This is a genomic window from Bradyrhizobium sp. UBA2491, assembly GCF_002341725.1.
GTDB lineage: Bacteria > Pseudomonadota > Alphaproteobacteria > Rhizobiales > Xanthobacteraceae > Bradyrhizobium.
Genome location: NZ_DDOP01000090.1, coordinates 1 through 20,208, shown reverse-complemented (window position 1 = coordinate 20,208; position 20,208 = coordinate 1). Strand labels below are relative to the sequence as shown.

Here is a 20,208-nt window from a genome sequence, read left to right as displayed (position 1 = left end):
TGGCACCTACGAAGGGGCTGATCGGGTCGGGATTTACCATCGGGCGAGCGGCTCTCCAAGCGTAGTCATGTTTTTTCCGGAGCGTCCGTTTAGTGACGTCACGTTCCAGGGACAAACGAACTTTCGCAGTCTGAAACGTGCAACTCAAGCACTGGGCGCTATCGAAGCCAATGACACTACGACGCCAGCGCATATCCTCCACCGACATCAACCCAATCTGCTGGTCGGCGTCACCCGGCACAAGCTGAGGAAGGCGATGGGCGGTGCCATTATGATGGGCTGGCACCTGACTTGTTTAGCTTTTCTGCATCGGGAGCCTTGGCGTCCGCGTGTTTCAAGGGGTGACTCCCCCGCGGCCTACCTTTCGCGCAACGGCGGTATCATCAAGCTCGCCGACTACGGTGCAGCATTCGTTGGAAGGGATCGATGGAGCGATGGAGCCGTGCGCGCCGCCGTGGCGGAGAGTGCTGGGCCGAAGTTTTGACTGGGCAGTAGCACAGCTAAATTGATAGCCTAACGCAATAGGCTTCACTCTCGGCGTCCTATGAGTTTGAGTTGAAATTGGGCTGAGAAGCCAGCAACAGCTTGTTGTAGAGGTCAACAGTGGCGGCGCCCACTATTTTTGCTGAAAGTCTCTCGACAACTAGCTTTCTGGCTGCAGCAGCGTACCTCGCCCGCAGCGTTGGTGAGTTTGCAAGGCATAGGATCGCACTCGCTAGCGCTTCGGGATTGTCAATAGGTACAAGCAATCCCGTTTCATCTTGGATTACAATTTCGCGGCAACCCGGCGCGTCTGTTGTAATCATTGCTCGACCACATGCGGCCGCTTCCAGCAGGCTAATCGGTAGTCCTTCCCGGTGCGACGGAAGCACTGCAAAGTGGCAGCGCTCCCAAAGCTCTGTTATATCTTTGATGTATCCAAGATAAAAAATCCCCGGGCGCTGACTCCATTCTTTGACCTCCTTATCGGAAATTGAAGAGGGGTTGGCCGGATCTGGCTTTCCGATTATCAATAATCTGAAATCGTAGCCTCGGTTTTTTAGGATTTGGTGAGCTGACACCAGGGCGCGAACGCCTTTGTCCTTCAGCAATCGCCCGACGAAGCCGAAAGTGATCGGGGCTTCGGGCTCTGGAAGAGGTTGGAACCGATCAGTGTCCACGCCCGATCCGGAGATGACAATTAGGTCCTTGTCATTTACACCTAAGTTCGCGAGAACCGTCCGGTCATCGGGGTTCTCAACCAACACCACGCTGGATCGTCGGTTCAATAGGGCAGGCAAAATCTGGCCGATAATAGCTCTGAGTAAACGCGGCTTAAAATTTGCCGACGTGAATATATATCCAAGGCCAGTCATGCCGTTTACCTGAGGGAAGTTACGGCCGGCCGTGGCTAGCGAACCATAAAAGCAGGATTGCAATCCGACGTGGTGTATCACACTCGGCTCTATTTTTTCTTCTACGCAACGCAGGGCCAGCACTGTTCGAATTGCGGCAATTAAAGATAGGCTTCCACGGCGGAACGGAACGTCGTGAACGATAAAGCCTTCTGTCTCGATAGTGCTTGCTAGTCCGTTATTGCTCGTTGCGACGTGAACCTCGAAACCAGCCGCTTTCGCCGCACGAGCCATCGGCAGTCGGCCGAGCAAGAAGGCTTGGTCCTCACCGACAACATACAACACGCGTCGCGGACAAGAAGTGACGTTTTGAGTCATGCTAACGGCCGCAAAGTTAGTTTGGAAGGGCGCCCTGACGCTCGTGGAGTGTGGGGGCGTCTCATTCAGGTCTGAACCGAATTGAGGACGACCGCGCTAGACTATTGCCCGGTAACGCGAGCACCAATCGAGTGCGCGACGTTTCCCTTTGGCGCGTTGTGCTGAATGTTGTCAATCCCCGACGTCAACAAAATGCTCGGTTGAGATTTCTGCCCGGCCCAATCTGCCGTCTGAAAGTGATCCTGTTAGCCGATCGCGGTATCCGCTCGCATCCCGGACCGGGGATATCATCGATCTCGCTAGGTGGTTACTGGACGCAATCGTCGCCGGTCTGAACCGCTCGAGGTCTGTTGGAGAAACGCTCTCGGCATCGATGGAGGTGAAGCCGACCTCCCTCAGGAGAATGCCGCTCCAGGATTTTCATTCACCGGCTCATGCGCCACTTCAATTTCGTCGGTAAAGTATTGGGTCTGATCCAACTTTCAACTTTTCGAGCTCTGTGCGACGAACTCGGCCTCCTAACTCCCAAATATCCCAAATATGTTGAAGATCGAGGTCGTAACTCGCATCGACCTCGCGGGTCCACTCGTACAACGCCACCCAAATATTCAGTACGGTGTCGCAGTGCCGCTCATGGAGCAATCGGTTCATCCCAGGATTAGGTTCGATCGAGTCGGAACTCTACCCATTATCGGCGGGTAGCTGCGTATCACGGTTCGCGTCGCTAGTGTTGCTTCGCAGGATCTCCGGCCCGATCTCAATGTTAAGTTTTGATTTCGCTTCACAGTTGAAAGGTTGGCACCACTGGGTTTGGCAGCGCCAGCATGTCCCCCGCCTATTGATCGCGCACCGTGCCGCTACCAGACGCCAACCATTTGCGTCGCCAGACTCCGTCATAGGCAGACTGAATCTGGCGGCTTCGACGCGGTGGGACCCGTATTTCGCTGGTCCGACTGACCAGGGCGTAGCGTTGTCAGTCGCCAACTTCTTTTGTTAATGCCCTAAAGCAGGCTGTTTCAGTCGATTATGCGTTCACGCCGCGCTTGACGTTCACCACGTGAACGCAGTAAGACCCCCCGATGAGGCTGGAAGCACAGGTGGACCGCTTGCTAAAGACAGAGCATGAGAACGAGCGGATTGTTCTTGGCCTGTTAAGTTCGGTGGAAAGTGATGGCGCGCGCTCGCAGCGCCATATCGCCGCCGAGCTAGGCGTTGCGCTAGGTCTGGTCAACGCCTACCTCAAGCGCTGCGTCAAGAAGGGCCTGGTCAAAGTGAGCGACGTGCCGGCGCGCCGGTACGCTTACTATTTGACCCCGCAGGGCTTTGCCGAAAAGTCCCGCCTGACCGTTCGATATCTGTCCGATTCATTCTCCTTCTTCCGGCTTGCCAAAAGTGATTGCGCGCAAGTGTTCGACCAGGCCAAGGCAAGAGGCTTCTCCCGTCTCGTCCTGGCCGGCCAATCAGATCTGGCCGAGGTTGCGATCCTCTGCGCGGTCGAGGCGGGCGTCAAGATCGTGGCGGTCGTCGATCCCTTCGGCGAGGTATCGCACTTTGTCGGCGTCGAGGTCCGTAAATCTTTCGATGAGGTGACGGGAGGATTTGATGCCGTCATCATCACCGACGTAGCGCGCGCTAACGCAGCTTACGATGCGGCGGCGACGGAATGTGGCGCTGAATGCGTGCTCGCGCCGGGCCTGCTCGGCTTACGTGAGCGGAGCGGACGCGGAGAGAGGGTGTCGTGAGCGAGGCGGTCAATACGCGCTGGTATGTGGTTCAGACGCAGGTCAACGGCGAGGCGAGGGCCGCACAGCATCTGTTGCGTCAGGGCTATGAGATCTATCTGCCGCGGTTCATGAAGCTGCGGCGCCATGCACGCAAAGTCGATTACGTGGCGAAGCCGCTGTTTCCGCGCTACCTGTTTGTAGCCATCGACATGGCGACGCAGCGCTGGCGGTCGATCCAGTCGACGCAGGGCGTCTCGCGTCTTGTCCGCAACGGCGAAGACCCGGTCGCAGTGCCCTGCGGTGTGCTCGGTGCGCTGAGGGCGCGCGAAGACGACCGCGGATTTGTCAGAGTGGGAGTTGCGCCGGTTTTCTCGCCTGGAGACCGGGTGCGGGTACTTGCGGGCGCATTCACGGATAGCGCCGGGTTGTTCGATGGAATGGGAGACCGGGACAGGGTCGCCGTTCTTTTAGATATGCTCGGCCGCAAGGTTCGCGTTCATCTCGACGCGGATCTGCTTGCCGCTGCCTAAGCGGTGCATTGCGAGGCGCCTGATGGCGCTGCGCCTCATCTTCGCTCCTTGTGAGGGGCCCCCGGGTGGAGCGCGTTTCACCCGGAGTGCGGTAGCATGGACTTTTTTGGCGAATGGCAATTCTAATAAATGGCCGGCGCGGGTTATTTCGGTAGCGGTGTCGTGTATCGCCCCATCGATCAGAAGCAGCGTGCGATTGTGCTGCACAAACTGTCGTCGGGCTTTGCGAGGCCGCCGCGGCCGGGGATCCGATCTCTGTCGATGTCGAGCCGGCAGCTGCGGCAGCCCTTGACATCGGCACCCGCCTACGACGACCTCGACGCTATCCGTGAGCGCGTCCTCGCCTGGGAACGGAAACTGTCGGCAGAGGATCAGCATGCAAAATCGTAACCTGAGTATCCCGCTGTTGCCGAGAATGAAGCAACTCCTTCGCCCGAGAATTTCGCCAGCCGAGGATGTCGACGCCAAGCCGGTCACCATCATTACCTCGCGTTTTGCATCCGAGAGCTACTGGCTGGACGTCTGGCGTCATCGCGAGCTGATCCTTTTTCTGGCCTGGCGCGACCTGGTGGTGCGTTACAAGCAGACCGTCGTTGGCATCGCGTGGACCATTCTTAAGCCGCTAACGACGCTTGTCGTCTATACCTTCATCTTCGGTCGCGTCGCCGGGTTGCCCTCGCACGGCATTCCTTATGTTCTTCTTGTGTTGTCGGGGCTCATGCCCTGGCAGCTGTTCTCGACCGTCTTCTCCATGGCCAGCGAAAGTCTGATCACGAACTCGCACCTCGTCTCGAAAGTATATTTTCCGAGGATCATCATCCCCGTAAGTTCGGTCGCGATCAGTGTGGTCGATAACCTCGTGGCATTCGTCCTGATGGCCGTCCTGATGCTGTGGTACGGCATGATGCCGGGCTGGCAAGTCCTGCTTCTGCCGTTTGTCATGCTCCTCGCGGTCTTGGCTGCGCTTGGGATCGGTCTCATCATTGCGGTTCTCAACGCGCAATTCCGCGATTTCAGGCAGCTGATCCCGTTCGCCATGCAACTCGGGATTTTCGTTTCGCCAGTCGCTTATGCAACGAGCGTTCTCCCCGAAAAATGGCGGATCCTTTACGCACTCAATCCGGTGGTCGGAATCATCGATTCCTTTCGATGGTGCATCCTGGGTGAAGGAGATCTGATCTATCCGCCGAGCATTATCTTCACCCTTGTCTTTGCGGCAGTCACGATGGTGGCCGGCATCAAGATTTTCCGGCGCCACGAGGCCGACATTGCGGACGTGATGTAAGCATGAGCTACGCGATACGCACTGAAGGGTTGGGCAAGCGGTACAGCATCAACCGCGGCGGCGATACGGGTCGCTCACTGCGGGACCTTCTCGGATCCCTGGTGCGCCCGAAGGCAAGCCAGCCAAAAATCATTGAACCGGATTCTGAGCCGGTCATCGATGCTCGAGAGGCTCCGAGCCGCGAGTTGTGGGCGCTCAAGGATGTCGGCTTTGATATTGCCGAAGGCGAAAGGGTCGGCATCATCGGCGCCAACGGTGCTGGGAAATCCACGCTCCTGAAAATCCTTTCGCGGGTCACCACGCCCACCGAAGGTCGGATCGAGATCCGGGGCAAGGTGGCGAGCCTGCTTGAGGTAGGCACCGGTTTTCACCCGGATCTCACCGGGAAGGAGAACATTTTTCTCAACGGCGCAATCCTCGGGATGTCGGCTCGAGAAATCCGAAGGAAGTTCGACCAGATCGTGGACTTCTCCGGTGTCGGCAATTTCATCGACACGCCCGTCAAGCATTATTCGAGCGGAATGTACGTGCGGCTCGCCTTTGCCGTGTCGGCCTGGCTCGATCCTGATATTTTGATCGTTGACGAGGTTCTCGCGGTCGGCGATGCGGCGTTCCAGAAGAAGTGTGCCGCAAGGATGAAAGAGCTGACCAAGGAGGGCCGAACAGTGCTGTTCGTCAGCCACAGCATGAGCTCTGTAAATCAGATGTGCCAGAAGGCGCTGTATCTCGAGAACGGGCGCGTCGTCGCGTTCAAGTCCGTGGAGGAGGCGACCGTCGAGTATCAGCGCGATGTCATCGAGGTGACCGAGTCGCAGCCCTGGCACCGCTCTGCGTTCAGCGTACCAGATCCCAATATTGAGATTTATAGCGAGCGCTCCGGAGAAGTCATATGCTTGGGAGGCTCAATTGAGACTGAGGACGGCGTATGCACAGCGCATCTGCCGATCGAACGGCCGATACATGTCAAGCTTCGTTATCGCGTGCTGAAGGATCTTTCGTTTCCGCTCGCTCCGAATTTTCACTTCTACGACGAGGGTGGTGCCCGAGTGTTTATTTCAATGCCACCGGAATCTAGCCCCTCTGCTGCCGGCGAATATTGTGTGACCTGTATCGTGTCTCCGTTCGAACTTAATAATGGACGTTTTTACGTGAACCCGGCTATGAGCAGCTTTTCACAGCAGCCTCCCGTGCATTTTTCAGCATACGAGGCCCTGCGGTTCGAAGTGATGGAGGAGCCCGGTGTCGACGCGCGGAGGCACGGATGGGAGCGCCCCTTGCCGGGCGTGTCTAGACCGAGGCTCCCATGGTTGATTGAACGGCTGCCTGGCAGTGGGCTTTCCTAGCGTCATTTCTAAACCTTCGAGGAATCAGCTGTGCAGATCGATGTCGAGATGAACTTAACTACCCTGCCGTTCGACGCTTGGCGGCGAAATGTCTATTCCCAATGTGGCGAGGACGGGATCATTGAACAATTGATCGAAATGACCGGTCTTTCTCAACGATATTTTGTCGAGTTCGGCGCGTGGGACGGACGACACCTGTCTAACTGCGCGAAGCTCGCCGATGAGGGATGGAGCGGCTGTTTTATCGAGGGAGACAAGGAGCGTTGGCTCGTTTTGAATGAGAATTACGCAGACCGGCCTAATATTGTAAGAGTGAATACCTTCGTGGGTTCCGAAGGAAATGCACTCTTGGACAATGTCCTGGAGCAGGTGAATGCTCCTGCTGATCCTGGGGTGCTATCAATCGATATCGATGGAACTGACTATCACGTTTGGGCCGCGCTCAAACGATATAGACCTACGATTGTAGTGGTCGAGTTCAATCCTTCGATCCCGGCTCCAGTGCTGTTTGTGCAGGACAACGATGCGTCCGTTAAGATGGGTAGCTCTTTGTCGGCGTTTACGCATTTGGCCGCAGAGAAAGGATATTGCCTAGTCGCCACTACCGACTGGAATGCATTTTTTGTTCCTCGCGACTTGTGCATCAGCAAGGGTATCCAAGTCTATCAACCGTCACAGGTTAAGAAGCGTGATTATGAAGCTTACCTGTTTCACGGTTATGATGGCACGATGATTGTTGCCGGCCATCGCCAACTGATTTGGCACAGTGTCGAGTACGGCCCTACCGAGTTGCAGCTCGTCCCGGCGGAACTCAGAAGATTTCCATTGGGCCACCCCGACGAATACTATCGATTGCTGCAAGCATTCCGGGATCGAAGCCGGAAGGATGACTGACATGGGGCGCCTTATTTCTCCCTATCCACAATTCTGATCTAACCGAAATGGAATCGAGCCGATCGTGCATCTACGCTACTGTAACACTAAAGAGCCATCAGGAGCGTTGTCCCGGGAGTTCGTGCTGGGATTGCGGGACGCACTCGGCGTTCGGTCTTTTGTTGAGACCGGTACCTATCTGGGCGATACGCTTGCCCGGCTATCTGGAGATTTCAAATCTCTCCAATCAATCGAGTTGAGCCAAGATTACCATGACCGCGCCGTCGCTCGCTTTGCGGGAGAGCCGCAGGTTCATCTGATCAATGCTGACTCTACAAGCGGACTTGAGACCGCGATAGGCCGCTTGAAAACTTGTCGGGCGATAATCTGGCTAGATGCGCATTACAGCGGCGGCGATACCGCCAAAGGGCTATTGAACACGCCGGTCAAGTCGGAAATCGACGCCGTTCTCGCGAACCCGCAGCGCAGCGATATCATTCTGATCGACGATTTGCGCTGCTTCTGGCGGACGCGGCCTGGATTTCTGCAGCACGAGGCACTCGAAGGCTACCCGTCGATGCGCGATCTCGTCGAGATGCTCAATGGTGGAACTCGGCAATACGACTTTTTTGCCCTTAGCGATGCGTTGCTCGCAATTCCCGCGGATCTACGCGAACACTACACGGCCTCGCCGCTCCTGCAGGCTTTGATGCAGAGCCGGCTTGGGCTGACCGCCGAAACGGGTCTGGTCGCGGCAGAGCGGGCGATCGCGGCGGCGGCTGAACCTGAACTGAGTGCGCTACTTGAGATACCAGATTATCTTGCGAGTCAGGTCGAATACGGTCTCGCCGGCCACTATTATTACTGGCGAGCGCTGGTGCGCATGGAGCGCGGCGAACGAGAGGCGGCCCAAGCCGATGCCGAAATTGCTTCTAGCTGCGGTGTGATCCCGAACGGCAGCCTGCTGGTGCAGTTCATGGAGACGCAGGCGTCACGCAAAACAAAAGAGAGCGGCTCTATGAGCCTTGTTGAGCAAGTCAAAGAGATCGTCGCGAACGATCCTAGAGTAGAGCGTGACACCGGTTTGATAGACGCCGAGAACTCCCAGTCTCTGGTGCGTTCCGCCAATAGCGAGTATTGGCGCGCTATTGACGGAGATCATACGCTGCGTCTGAATTATGACCTCGATAACAATTCGGTCGTGTTTGATCTGGGTGGCTACAAGGGGGAGTGGTCCGAACAAATCTCCAAGCGATACATGTGCCGTATTTTTGTGTTTGAGCCAGTACCCAATTTTGCAGAGCAGATCGTCGAGCGGTTCCGAGGCAACAACAATGTTTCGGTTTACGGCTTCGGTCTCGGCCCAAGTGACGCGATCCTGCGTTTGACGCTAAACGACGACGCGACGTCGAGCCATTCTCTCAGCGATGGCGACGTCGTTGAGGCGGAGATGAAAGAGTTCGTTGCTTTCTTGGAGCAGCACGATATTCGGAATATTGATCTTTTGAAGATCAACATCGAAGGTGGTGAGTTTGAACTCCTGGATCATCTGATTTCAACAGGCTGCATTTCTCGCGTGAGGCATCTTCAGGTTCAGTTCCACAATTTCGTTCCAGATGCGAAAGAACGGATGGAACATCTTCGCCGACAGCTTTGGGAAACTCATGCGCCATCATACTCGCTTGACTGGATTTGGGACAGCTGGACGTCGGAAGCCGTTTCCGAATCTGCAAGGGGGATGCTCGCGAACGGCCTTCGATGGCATCAACAGGCTCTGCGCGAATTGTCTGCTCGAGCGGCGACCGAATTCGCGAGCCATGCGCGTCAAATTAGGGAATTGGAAGCCTTACGTCAGCAATGGACTGAGGGCGAACAGAAGCGGGCTGAGGACGAACGGAAATGGGCTGAGCAGAGCGTCTTGTGGCAACAATGGGCTGAGGACAGCAGAATTCTGAATAAATGGCGACGAAGACTTGAGCCCCTTCTGGAGATGCGAAATCTCATTAGGCGCTTGAGTGCGAAAGTTTCGAGCCATTAAATAGAGCTGTCAAAGTCCAGCGAGGTCGATCAGGCGTGGACGGGCTATGCCACGTATCATCAGACATTAGTCTTTGTCGCCATCAGCCGGAATCCAATGTTTGCGGATGCTTCTGGGTCCGCAGACCGACGGCTGAAGCGCGAGGACGTGAAGCGCTGCCGACGTTGGCGCATCGACGGCATTATGAGCTTTTGATCAAGTCTCAAACAAGACAGGTGCGATTGTGAAGGTCGTTATTCTCGCGGGTGGGATGGGCACCCGGATAGCCGAAGAGACGTCGGTGCGGCCAAAGCCGATGATTGAGATCGGGGGCCGTCCGATTCTCTGGCATATTATGAAGATCTACGCGCACCATGGCCTGCGCGACTTCGTGATCTGTCTCGGCTACAAGGGCTACATGATCAAGGAGTACTTCATGAATTTTGTGCTCCATCATTCCGACGTTACGATCGACGCCACCAAGAACACCGTGACCTATCATCAAAGCACGGTCGAGCCCTGGACTATCACGCTCGTCGACACCGGCGAAAAGACGCTGACCGGCGGTCGCCTCAAGCGGGTCCGCAGATACCTAGATCCGAATGAGCCGTTCTGCTTCACCTATGGGGACGGCGTATCTGACGTGGATATCGGGGCTACAATCGCGTTCCATCGCAAGGAAGGCAGATTAGCCACCGTCACCGCCGTTCGGCCGCCCGGCAGATATGGCGCGCTGGAACTCAACGACACCGCGGTGAGAAGCTTCGTCGAAAAGCCGCCTGGCGACAACGCCTATATCAACGGTGGCTTCTTTGTCCTCAACCCGGCTGTCATCGATGGCATCGAGGGTGACATGACTTCATGGGAAGCGGAGCCTTTGGAGCAACTCGCTCGCGATTCGCAGTTGTCGGCCTATCGCCATACCGGCTTCTGGCAGCCGATGGACACGTTGCGCGACAAAATGATGCTCGAAGAGCTATGGCAATCGGGTGGCGCGCCCTGGCGCCAATGGACCTGAGCCGATGCTGGCGAAGCCGGGTCACCGATACTTCAGGGGCGTGCGATGAGCACAAGCCCAGCGGTCAGCGTCGTGCTGTCCGTGCGCAACGGCGGATCGGATCTACCGAAGGCGCTCGAAACTATTCTGAATCAGTCGTTTCGCGATTTTGAACTGATTGCCATCAATAATGGCTCGACCGACGGGACGCACGAGTTTCTCGACCAGATCACCGATTCTCGGGTGCGCGTTTATCACCAGGAGGACGCGGGCCTGGCTGCCGCGCTCAATCGCGGCATTTCTCTAGCCCGTGGACGCTATATTGCCCGGCAAGACCATGACGACTGGGCATTGCCTAACCGGATCGAGCAGCAGGTCGCGTTTCTTGACGCAAATCCTGATCATGCTTTGGTTGGTACCCGTGCCGAGGTCTGGATCGGGGATAGTCCGACTGGCCGGTTCCATGATCATCCGACCGAGGATGCGGAGCTTCGTTTCGCCCTGCTGTTCAACAATTATTTCGTCCATTCCTCGGTGATGATACGCAAGGCCGCGCTCGACGAGGTGGGAGTCTACACCACTGACCGTTCGCGTCAGCCGCCTGAGGATTACGAGCTGTGGTCTCGCATAGCGCGACGGTTTCGTATTGCGAACCTACCAGAACGGCTGACCATCTATCGCGAGGTATCGACCAGCATGTCACGCGAGGGCATCGACCCTTTCAAGGAGAAGCTGGTGTTAATCACAGCTGAGAACCTGGCGGTGGCTAGCACCGGCGAGTTAAGTCCGCAGTCCATTCATTTCGACATCGCCTGTCTGATACATGGAATGCCGGAAAAGATGTCGCGGAACGCCGATATTGAATCGATGTGTGCCGTTATCTCGAAGGTCGGCGCCGCCATCTTGGGCGCGGCGCAAGTCGATCGCGACCACGATCTGGCTGCGACTTGGAACCAGAATTTGCGGCATCATTTCACCATTTACAAACTCGGGTTGCGTCCTGCGCGGAATGTCGGGAGCGTCATTAAAAGATCATTACGGCGTCTCGGCTTCTCAATTTAAGATTGTGATGCTTATCCTCCAAAAAGCGAAGGAGCCTTGATTGCGCCTCTTGCTGTGTTGTGAATCCTACCCCCCTCATCGCGGCGGCGTGCAGGAAGTGATGCGTCAGATCGCCGAGCGTATGGCGGCGCGTGGGCACGATGTCACCGTGGGCACAAGCCGACACCCGGATAGAAAGGCGACAGTCGTCAACGGCGTGAAGATTCGCGCATTCGACGCCGGCGGGAAGATGGTCTATGGCCTCAACGGCCAAATAGATGAATACCGCGATTTTGTTAGGACGTTTGCGGCAGACGCAATCCTTATCATGGCCGCGCAACAATGGAGCTTCGACGCGCTGTGGCCCATTCTGGATGAGCTCAAGGCGCGCAAGGTGTTTATTCCCTGCGGCTTCTCAGGTCTCTATGAACCCGATTTCGCGGAATATTTTGACGAGCTTCCGAACGTCCTCGCGAAGTTTGATCATCTCGTCTTCAACGCCGAGAAATACCGCGATATCGATTTCGTTAGGAACATCGGTCTCAGCAATTTTACGGTGCTGCCAAACGGCATCAGCGAAGCTGATTTTGAGCGGGAGCCCGACGGTCAGTTTCGACAGAGGTTGGGAATCCCGGAAGATGCGTTCCTGTTCCTGACCGTCGGCAATCCGATCGAGGCAAAGGGACATCGCGACGTGGTCGATGCGTTCTCGCGGTTGGACACGGGCGGGCAATCCGCAGTGTTGCTTTCGATCGCAGGCTGGCCCGCCGGTGGTCCACAATCTTCCGGACGAGCCATTGTGGCCGTTCGCCGCGTCAGGGTAGCCACGGGTCGCGTACTCGAGCTGGTCCGGCGCGAAGGTTGGCGCGGTATCGCTCAACGTGTGCGTCGGAAATTCGTCAACTCCCGCCTTGGTTCTGTCGTCCGTTACGTTGACGCTGCCGCACGACGCCTTGTGTATATCGTCCGGGTCGAGCGATGGGAAGGCGTCAAGGGACTCGTCCGGCGCAAGCTCGCCAGAGAGAGGCTACCCGCCGTGCAGGCGCAGCCTGAACTGCAGCAGGTCGTTGCGGATGTGGCGCCGGCACCGCTCGAGAGCATCGAGAGCATGGCTGCGAAAGTCTCGGCACAGCCGCTCAAACGTGTGATCCTGACTGACCTTGCGAGGTCGGAACTTATTCAGGCCTACTTGACGGCCGATCTGTTTGTCTTCGCCTCGCGAATAGAATATTCCCCGCTGGTACTGTTTGAGGCGGCTGCGGCGGGGGCACCGTTTCTGACGACCCCCGTGGGGAACGCCGACGAGATTGTCCGCTGGACCGGCGGCGGTATGCTGTGCGAGGCTGCCCGGGACGGTCGCGGTTATACGCGTGTCGATCCGGCGATCTTGGCTCGCGAGATGATGCGCTGTATGAAGGACCGCGAGGGGCTCAGGCGCCTTGGTGCTACGGCACGGGCAAGGTGGCGGCGCTGCTTCACCTGGGCGGTTGTAGCCGGTTACTACGAGGACATTCTCGCTGGCAGGACTCCTGATGTTCGGGAGCTCGACAAATCGACGCCAGGTGAGTTGACAATTTCGAGTGTAGCATGAAGCACGCTGTTATCTTGGCTGGTGGTCGTGGGACGCGCCTGCGACCGTATACATTGACGCTCCCGAAGCCGTTAGTCCCATTGGTCGATACGCCGATCGTCGAGATCGTGATCCGCAAGCTGGCGAACGCGGGTTACGATGGGGCCACCTTGGCGATCAACCATATGGGTGACCTCATCCAGGCCTATTTCGGCAGCGGAGAACGCTGGGGACTGCAGCTCAGATATTCGCTGGAAAACGAGCCGTTGGGAACGATCGCTCCTCTTCGGGAGATTGGCGATCTGCCGGACAACTTCCTGGTCATTAACGCAGACGTGCTAAGCGATTTGGATCTTTCGAAGTTCCTTGCGGATCACATTGCTTCCAAAGCGATCTTCACGATCGGTGCCACCAGCCGCGACCAGATCCTGGACTACGGCGTCCTTGGGATCGAGGGAGAGCGTCTTGTGAACTTTCGGGAGAAGCCCAAGCTTCCGCAACTTGTCAGCATGGGCATCTATGCCGTCAACAGGCGCGTGCTTGACTATATTCCGTCCGCGGGTCCCTTTGGGTTCGACCAGCTGATGCTCAAACTTATCGAGACGAGCGAGGTCGTCAACGTCAAGAAGCATGACGGTTATTGGCTCGATATCGGCCGGCCCGACGACTACGAACGAGCTACCATCGAGTTCGAGAAGGATCGGAAGCGCTTCTTGTGAGCGAACGTGTGCTTTTGACGGGTGGCAGCGGCTTCGTCGGTCGCAGGTACGTTCAATTCTTGAGAGACAAGGGCGCCGACGTTTTGGCGCCGGGGCGCGATGCCCTCGACGTGTCAGCCGGATCCTTTCCCGACGCCTCGGTTGATTGGGTCATTCACCTCGCTGGCAGAACCTTCGTGCCCGCGTCCTGGAGCGAGCCCGCGGATTTTTACCGCGTCAACGCGCTCGGGACGGTTAATGTACTCGAATATTGTCGCCGGACGCGGGCAAGGCTGATCTATGTGAGCGGCTATTGTTATGGCATTCCGGAATCTTTGCCGATACCGGAAACCGCGCAGTTGAAGCCGAACAACCCTTACGCGTTTTCGAAGTGGGCCGCCGAAGAAGCCTGCCGTTTCTGCTTCGAGTGCCTGCAGACGCCCGTGATGATTGTGCGTCCCTTCAATATCTACGGTCCAGGACAATCAGCGAGTTTTCTGATCCCGCACATCGTACAGCAGGCGATCGATCCGGCAGCCGCTGCCATCGTCGTGGAGGACGATACGCCGAGGCGAGATTATGTCCATCTCGACGATGTCGTCAGTGCGATCGAAAGCCTGCGCAACAATCCCAAGCCCGGTGCCGTGTTCAATATCGGCTCGGGGGAATCCTCGTCGGTAGCGGAAGTGGTGGAGACGGTGCGTAGCGTCGCCAATGTCAGTAAGCCCCTGGTCAGTCGCGGCAATCGCCGCGTCAACGACGTACCAGACGTGATCGCCGATATCACCGCGATCCGGGATGCGACCGGCTGGTTGCCATCGATCACGCTTCAGGACGGGCTCCGTGACGTGGTCGCCCACGCGAGAGTTCACGGCGGCCTAGGTGCGGTCGTCTAGACTACGGCCGGTCTCGATATGCTTGAAGCCGGGCACCACGGAGGCGACGTGGCGCGCGATATCCGATTTCTCGAGCTTCATGCTCGCGTCTGCTGCGATCTCGTCGAGGAATGCCAGCGTCGGCTCGAGGGGAACCAAAGTCGGCACATACGACAACGCGCCCAATGCCGCAAACCCGGTTGGCACCGGGGTCTCGTCGACCGCCACAAACTCTTCGTACGGCTTTTCACCGCTGGTATCGAGTGGTGTCAGCAGAACAGGATAGAAGCCTCGCTTGAGCTCAGCCGCCGTTGCAGCGCAGGCGTTCGCTTCATGCTCGTAGAATGCAGGCTGCAAACCGAGCTCTTGCAGAAGCGACACAGCAATATCAACCAGCGGCCGCAAATGCTCATTTGGATCCAGACGGGGAAAGGTGATGTGTCCAGGTTCGGCGGCGCCGGCGGTCAACAGACAGATCTCAGCTGCTTCCCTGGGGCTGACAAAGTATCGGCGGACCCCGCGAGGTACCGCCAACGGTTGTCGGCGCGCCAGTCGATACAGAAAGCCCTGCAGTAGGCTCCCATTGGAAAAGGCGACATTGGCAAAACGTGTCGAGGTCGCCGAGGACCCATCGCTTCCGATCGAGAACAGCACATGCTCCATGAGACGCTTGCTGGCGCCCATCAAGCTTGTCGGATTCGCGGCCTTGTCAGTGGACACGGCAAAATAGCGCCTTCCGTGACCGTACTTCTGCAGCCATTTGGTGAAGCGATGCATCTTGATCACGTTCGTGTCCAGCATCTGAATGACCGATGGAACGTCCTTCTCGGAACGAACATGTTTGTGAGCGGCAAAGTGCAGCACGAGATCGTAAGCCGGCTCCGACTGCAGCAGCCGTTCGGTTGCCGCACTGCCGTAATCGATCGGCAGCAGCCGGAATTCGCCGCTGACCAGCGACTCAGGACGTGAGCGGAAGTCGCGGACCAGTTCGACGAGACCGTTTTCTGCAAGGTCGATGACGTGGACGGCAGCGGGCGCGTAGGGGAAAAGCAGCTCAAGCGTCGCGCTGCCGATGCTTCCGGCGCCGCCGGTCACCAGGATGCGCCGACCGGTGATTGCTGCCCTAAGCTGGGTATCGTGCGCTTTGATGTCCTCAGCGAAAAGCGACGTCGTCCGACCTGTCGTCAGACGGCTCAACTCGGGATCGAAGAATAGAGACCCGGTGTCCATCAAACCGTTGCCTGAGAAGGCTTTCATAGCATATCCCATTCTTGCTAAGAGAAGGAGGGTCGAAATCCCGGTTTGGAAGCCCCTCGAGTGGGATCCCATTCGAGCCTTTCCGTCAGTCCGCGCCCTCTTTAAGGTGATCGGTGACTATTCTGCAAGGTCGTAAATGAGTGTCATAAGCCCTGAATCTCCCTTGCTCGATTTCGAACTGGTCTTGCGGGAAGAGCGCGTGTTCGTTACCGGACACAGCGGCTTTACCGGCGGCTGGCTCGTCAGCTGGCTGAAGCGCATCGGTTGCGATGTCGCAGGGTTCGCGCTTGAACCTATCACCGAGCCCAGCCTATTCGTCGCGGCAAACGTCGCGGACGGCATCTCGTCGACCATCGGCGATATCCGCGATTTTGCCTCTGTCCGCGACGCCATTGCGCGGCATCGGCCATCAGTAATCATTCACCTCGCAGCGCAGCCGCTGGTATCGAAATCATTTGCCGACCCGATCGGGACCTTTGCCACCAATGCACTCGGTACCGCGCATGTGCTCGAGGCGGCGCGACTCACGCCAGATGTCAAGGCTGTCGTCTGCATCACCACCGACAAGGTCTATCGCGACCAAGACTGGGTCTGGGGTTATCGTGAGCAGGATCCACTTGGTGGCAAGGATCCCTACAGTGCCTCCAAGGCCTGCGCCGAGCTGGTCGCGGCTTCTTATCGGTCGACGCTGGCCGAACGCGGCAACGGCGTGCTGATCGCGAACGCCCGCGGAGGCAATATCATCGGCGGTGGCGACTGGTCGGCTGACCGGATCGTTCCGGATTTTGTTCGAGCTGTAACCAACCGCCAGGCCATTTCCTTGCGTAATCCGGGAGCAGTGCGCCCGTGGCAGCATGTGATGGCGCTGGTCCATGGCTATCTCATTCTGGCCGCGCGCCTCGTGAAGGGAGATCGGGCTGCCGCCGACAACTGGAATTTCGGTCCGAGTGATGACGCCGCGCGCACGGTTCAGGATCTGGTGGAGCGTCTCGGTCTCAGCTGGACCAAGCCCGAGATAACTTACGTAGCCGGAAGCTTCCCAGAGACCCGTTTCTTGCATCTCGATAGCACCAAGGCCCGCGCGCTCCTGGGCTGGGAGCCAATGCTGTCCTTTTCCGAGACCGTGGATCTAACCGCGAGTTGGTATTGCGATTTCACCGACAATCCGCGTGAGGGCTCGCAAATCACCGCTCGGCAAATCGAGTATTACCGCGAGGCCCTGAGCAAGCATGCGGCCCGTTAACGCACTCGTCACTGGTGCCTCGGGCTTCGTCGGCACTCACCTTGTCGCGCGCCTCCTTGCCGATGGCGGCCGTGTCAGCGTGTTGGTGCGGCCATCCAGCGCTTTGCCTTCGGCGTGGCGCGATCGGGTGAAGGTTATCGCGTGCGACGATTTCAGCGAAAGAAACCTGCGGCGGTTGTGCCCCACTCAGGTGGAGAGTGTGTTTCACCTCGCGGCTTATGGAGTCCTGCCCAGCCATCGCGAGAGCGGTGAAATGCTGCACATAAACGTCGTACTGCCCGCCACACTCGCGCGGCTCTGCCGCGACTGGCAGGCTCGGATGATCATGGCAGGCAGCTCAGCTGAATACCGGCGGCCGGCTTCGAGGGTTCCGCTGACCGAAAACGCGCCGCTTGAGGAGGGGAAGCTCTACGGTGCGTCAAAAGCGGCAGGGGGGGTGATGGCAAGCGCGATTGCCAGGGACAGTGGGACGGCTTTTCGATTGCTGCGTCTCTTCAAGGCTTACGGTGCGGGAGAAGCGCCGCATCGTCTGCTGCCGGCCTTGGTCGAGAATCTGAGCCGGGGCGAGCCCGTGGCGCTTTCTGCCGGAACACAAGTGCTCGACTTCGTCCATATCGATGACGTTGTCGACGCTATATTGCGTGCCGATGCGCATTGTTGCGAGAAGGGTGGTGTTGCCACTTGGAACGTTGCAACGGGGTGCGGACACTCGGTGCGCGAATTTGCCGAAAGCGTTGCGCGCGCGATGCATGTGGATTCGTCGCTGCTGAGCTTTGGCGCCATCGGCATGCGTAAGGATGATGAGGCTTGGCTGGTCGGCTCGCCCGATCTAGCTCGCAAAGAGCTAGGCTGGCAACCGTCATTAGGGCTTGATGACGGCGTCCGCGCGGCCGTCGCGGACCTCCAGATCCGAACAAGAGCAGGAATGGGCGCTACGTGATCACGGTGTCTTTAATTGGCGGGCTGGGCAACCAGATGTTTCAATACGCGGCAGGCAAGGCGCTCGCTGAACGTCATGGCGTGCCTCTTGTGCTCGACCTGAGCGGTTTTCGCGACTATGCTGTGCGTTCGTATCTGCTGGACCGACTGCATGTGCCCGAGGCGGGCGGTGCGTTGGGGCAAGCCGAAAGCTTTCAAAAGTTCGCCGCCAGATTTGCGCGAGCCAAATGGAAGGGGAGGATCGATCGGCTACTTGGGCAGGTCGGTCTGCCTAAGATAGTAGCTTCGTCGCAGGAATATCGGGAACCTCATTTCCACTACGATCCTGCATTTGAGGCGCTCGGCCCCTCGGCCGTGTTGTTTGGCTACTTCCAGAGTGAGCGCTACTTCGGCTCGATCTCGGAAAGCTTGAGCGATTGGTTTTCTGCTCGCGAGCCGTTCGGCGATACGGCCGCCGACATGCTTGCGCGTATTGAGACCAGCCCGCTGGCGATATCGGTTCATGTTCGGCGGGGCGACTATCTCAATCCCGGAACGGCCGAATTCCATGGCATTTTGGGAGAATCCTACTACCGCCAGGCGCTTGGACGATTGGAGAGATTGTGTGGCCAGGATTCGGAGCTTTTTGTATTCTCCGACGATCCTCCCGCCGCTGAAAAAGTCCTGGACTTCGCGTCTAGATCGCGCCTTGTGCACGTTCGTGGCGATCCGGAGCGCCCGTGGGAAGACATGGCGCTCATGGCGCGTTGTCACCATCATATAATAGCTAATAGTTCGTTCAGCTGGTGGGGCGCATGGCTCAATCGTTCGCCGCACAAGCACGTCGTTGCCCCCCGCGCGTGGTTTGCGCCGGCCGAATTGGAGAAGACCAACACCGCCGATCTTTACCCAGCCGAGTGGATTTTGGTCTGACATTCGCGATGTCTTCGATAGATCAAACAAAGCGTATTCACGCGCGACCGCCGAAGTGACTCCTGTGACAAACACCCCGCTGGTTTCAATCATCATGTCAATGCGGAACAGCGCCTCGACCGTCGAAGCTGCAGTACGATCGGTTCAGTTGCAGACCATTCGGAACTGGGAACTGATCGTCATCGATGACGGCTCTAGCGATCACAGTAGTGCGATTGTCCAGGGGGTTGGCGACGAGCGTATTCAGCTCGTCCGGCAGCATCGATCTTCTGGACTGGCTTCGCGTCTCAATCAAGCAGTTGCCCTCAGTCGGGGTGAATTCATTGCCCGGATGGACGCGGACGATATTTGCTTCCCGGAGCGACTGCTATGCCAGATCGGGCGATTGAGAGAGGAGCCGCAAATTGATTTGCTTGGCTGCGGAGCCGTCGTGTTCACTAGCGGCGGCGAGCTTGTCGGCGAAATGCCGATTGGCTTAACACATGAAAAAATCGTAGAGCGGCCGTTTGTTGGCTTTCCTTTTCCTCATCCAACTTGGTGTGGCCGAGCGGCCTGGTTCCGATCTCATCCGTACGACAGTCGGCCGATATATGCGGAGGATCAAGACCTTCTGTTAAGAAGTCATCGGGACAGCAGGTTCGCTGGGATCGGAACAGTCCTGCTCGGGTATCGCCAAGATAGACTTAAGCTCCGAAAACTTCTACCCGGGCGGATGTCGCTTATCGAATCGTCTTGGCAATATGGTTGTCGTACGAGACAGATGTTTCCTGCGCTCGCTGGGATCGCAAACCATGTTATCAAAGGGGCGGTCGACATTGCGACTATCGGGTTCGGAATGAATCGGTCGATGCAGCGTAAGCGGTTGAAGCCGATCTCTCAGCTAACCGCAGCACGGTGGAGTGCTGTTGCGAACGAGTTGAATCTATCTGGCAGCTAGACGGCGCGTCCTCAAGTCGACGTTATTCGTTGCCTTTGCCACGAGTGTATGAAGGTGAGGCGTTGGGGGGTGATCAGGATGTCGTCCGACGGCGTCGATCCGGCGAGAAATTTGGGATCGGTATCGCTGGCGCTGATGAAGCCCCTGATTTCCGCGCTGGCGAAGGCGCCGCGGACGGCAGTGAAAGTAGCTGTCGGCTATTTACCTGCCTGCCTGGTCTCGCTCAGATAGGCTTGGTACGCGAGCTTGATGCCG

The 20,208-nt window shown here is 57.6% G+C and carries 19 protein-coding genes; 17 read left to right on the top strand and 2 right to left on the bottom strand.

The annotated features are described in order from the left end of the window. Window positions 1-67 precede the first annotated feature (67 nt). Window positions 68-484, top strand: coding sequence for a hypothetical protein (locus B2W55_RS30310; RefSeq protein WP_029879518.1), 417 nt, complete (start codon window positions 68-70; stop codon window positions 482-484). 58 nt (window positions 485-542) lie between these two features. Here the strand turns inward: B2W55_RS30310 and B2W55_RS30305 are convergent, their stop codons facing one another. Continuing rightward, entirely contained in the window at window positions 543-1,712 is a 1,170-nt protein-coding gene (locus B2W55_RS30305; protein ID WP_080890834.1) for a glycosyltransferase family 4 protein, read from the bottom strand. Window positions 1,713-2,791: 1,079 nt separating this feature from the next. On the opposite strand from B2W55_RS30305, the gene B2W55_RS30300 reads away from it, so the two are divergent. The 11 genes from B2W55_RS30300 (at window position 2,792) to B2W55_RS30250 (ending at window position 14,686) form a co-directional block, all read left to right on the top strand. Beyond that, complete coding sequence (locus B2W55_RS30300) at window positions 2,792-3,454, top strand: winged helix-turn-helix transcriptional regulator (RefSeq protein ID WP_024582748.1); 663 nt, start codon at window positions 2,792-2,794, stop codon at window positions 3,452-3,454. Further along, complete coding sequence (nusG, locus tag B2W55_RS30295; protein WP_024582749.1) at window positions 3,451-3,966, top strand: transcription termination/antitermination protein NusG; 516 nt, start codon at window positions 3,451-3,453, stop codon at window positions 3,964-3,966. Before B2W55_RS30300 ends, nusG begins: the two co-directional genes overlap by 4 nt. A 376-nt stretch (window positions 3,967-4,342) precedes the next feature. Beyond that, the gene (locus B2W55_RS30290; protein ID WP_244442262.1) at window positions 4,343-5,251 is read left to right on the top strand and encodes an ABC transporter permease; all 909 of its coding nucleotides are present in this window, start codon (window positions 4,343-4,345) and stop codon (window positions 5,249-5,251) included. A gap of 2 nt (window positions 5,252-5,253) precedes the next feature. Then, a complete protein-coding gene (locus B2W55_RS30285) occupies window positions 5,254-6,594 on the top strand; it encodes an ABC transporter ATP-binding protein (RefSeq protein WP_024582752.1) in 1,341 nt (446 codons plus the stop codon). Between the two features lie 30 nt (window positions 6,595-6,624). Further along, window positions 6,625-7,488 carry a hypothetical protein gene (locus B2W55_RS30280; RefSeq protein ID WP_024582753.1) on the top strand — a complete coding sequence of 288 codons (864 nt, stop codon included), beginning with the start codon at window positions 6,625-6,627 and terminating at the stop codon, window positions 7,486-7,488. Window positions 7,489-7,594: 106 nt separating this feature from the next. Further along, the gene (locus tag B2W55_RS30275; protein ID WP_024582754.1) at window positions 7,595-9,505 is read left to right on the top strand and encodes an FkbM family methyltransferase; all 1,911 of its coding nucleotides are present in this window, start codon (window positions 7,595-7,597) and stop codon (window positions 9,503-9,505) included. 223 nt (window positions 9,506-9,728) lie between these two features. Further along, window positions 9,729-10,502, top strand: coding sequence for a glucose-1-phosphate cytidylyltransferase (gene rfbF, locus B2W55_RS30270; protein ID WP_024582755.1), 774 nt, complete (start codon window positions 9,729-9,731; stop codon window positions 10,500-10,502). 45 nt (window positions 10,503-10,547) lie between these two features. Continuing rightward, a complete protein-coding gene (locus B2W55_RS30265; RefSeq protein WP_024582756.1) occupies window positions 10,548-11,543 on the top strand; it encodes a glycosyltransferase family 2 protein in 996 nt (331 codons plus the stop codon). A gap of 40 nt (window positions 11,544-11,583) precedes the next feature. Then, window positions 11,584-13,113 (top strand): glycosyltransferase family 4 protein, encoded by a 1,530-nt coding sequence (locus B2W55_RS30260; RefSeq protein WP_024582757.1) that lies wholly within the window; start codon window positions 11,584-11,586, stop codon window positions 13,111-13,113. Beyond that, on the top strand, window positions 13,110-13,811 hold the full coding sequence (locus B2W55_RS30255) for a nucleotidyltransferase family protein (protein ID WP_024582758.1): 702 nt from the start codon (window positions 13,110-13,112) through the stop codon (window positions 13,809-13,811). The genes B2W55_RS30260 and B2W55_RS30255 overlap by 4 nt, the downstream gene beginning before the upstream one ends. Further along, complete coding sequence (locus tag B2W55_RS30250) at window positions 13,808-14,686, top strand: NAD-dependent epimerase/dehydratase family protein (protein WP_024582759.1); 879 nt, start codon at window positions 13,808-13,810, stop codon at window positions 14,684-14,686. Before B2W55_RS30255 ends, B2W55_RS30250 begins: the two co-directional genes overlap by 4 nt. Here the strand turns inward: B2W55_RS30250 and B2W55_RS30245 are convergent. Further along, entirely contained in the window at window positions 14,669-15,922 is a 1,254-nt protein-coding gene (locus tag B2W55_RS30245) for a polysaccharide biosynthesis protein (protein ID WP_244468602.1), read from the bottom strand. The genes B2W55_RS30250 and B2W55_RS30245 overlap by 18 nt on opposite strands. Before the next feature lie 163 nt (window positions 15,923-16,085). Here B2W55_RS30245 and rfbG point away from each other — a divergent pair, with 163 nt between their 5' ends. The 5 genes from rfbG to B2W55_RS30225 all read left to right on the top strand — a co-directional run bounded on the left by rfbG (window position 16,086) and on the right by B2W55_RS30225 (window position 20,184). Further along, complete coding sequence (gene rfbG, locus B2W55_RS30240) at window positions 16,086-17,165, top strand: CDP-glucose 4,6-dehydratase (protein WP_024582761.1); 1,080 nt, start codon at window positions 16,086-16,088, stop codon at window positions 17,163-17,165. Beyond that, entirely contained in the window at window positions 17,152-18,105 is a 954-nt protein-coding gene (locus B2W55_RS30235; RefSeq protein ID WP_024582762.1) for an NAD-dependent epimerase/dehydratase family protein, read from the top strand. The genes rfbG and B2W55_RS30235 overlap by 14 nt, the downstream gene beginning before the upstream one ends. Then, entirely contained in the window at window positions 18,102-19,016 is a 915-nt protein-coding gene (locus B2W55_RS30230) for an alpha-1,2-fucosyltransferase (protein WP_024582763.1), read from the top strand. Before B2W55_RS30235 ends, B2W55_RS30230 begins: the two co-directional genes overlap by 4 nt. Before the next feature lie 94 nt (window positions 19,017-19,110). After that, complete coding sequence (locus B2W55_RS34300) at window positions 19,111-19,953, top strand: glycosyltransferase family 2 protein (protein ID WP_081725954.1); 843 nt, start codon at window positions 19,111-19,113, stop codon at window positions 19,951-19,953. A 78-nt stretch (window positions 19,954-20,031) separates the two neighbouring features. Next, window positions 20,032-20,184 carry a hypothetical protein gene (locus B2W55_RS30225; protein ID WP_168200191.1) on the top strand — a complete coding sequence of 51 codons (153 nt, stop codon included), beginning with the start codon at window positions 20,032-20,034 and terminating at the stop codon, window positions 20,182-20,184. Window positions 20,185-20,208 lie beyond the last annotated feature (24 nt).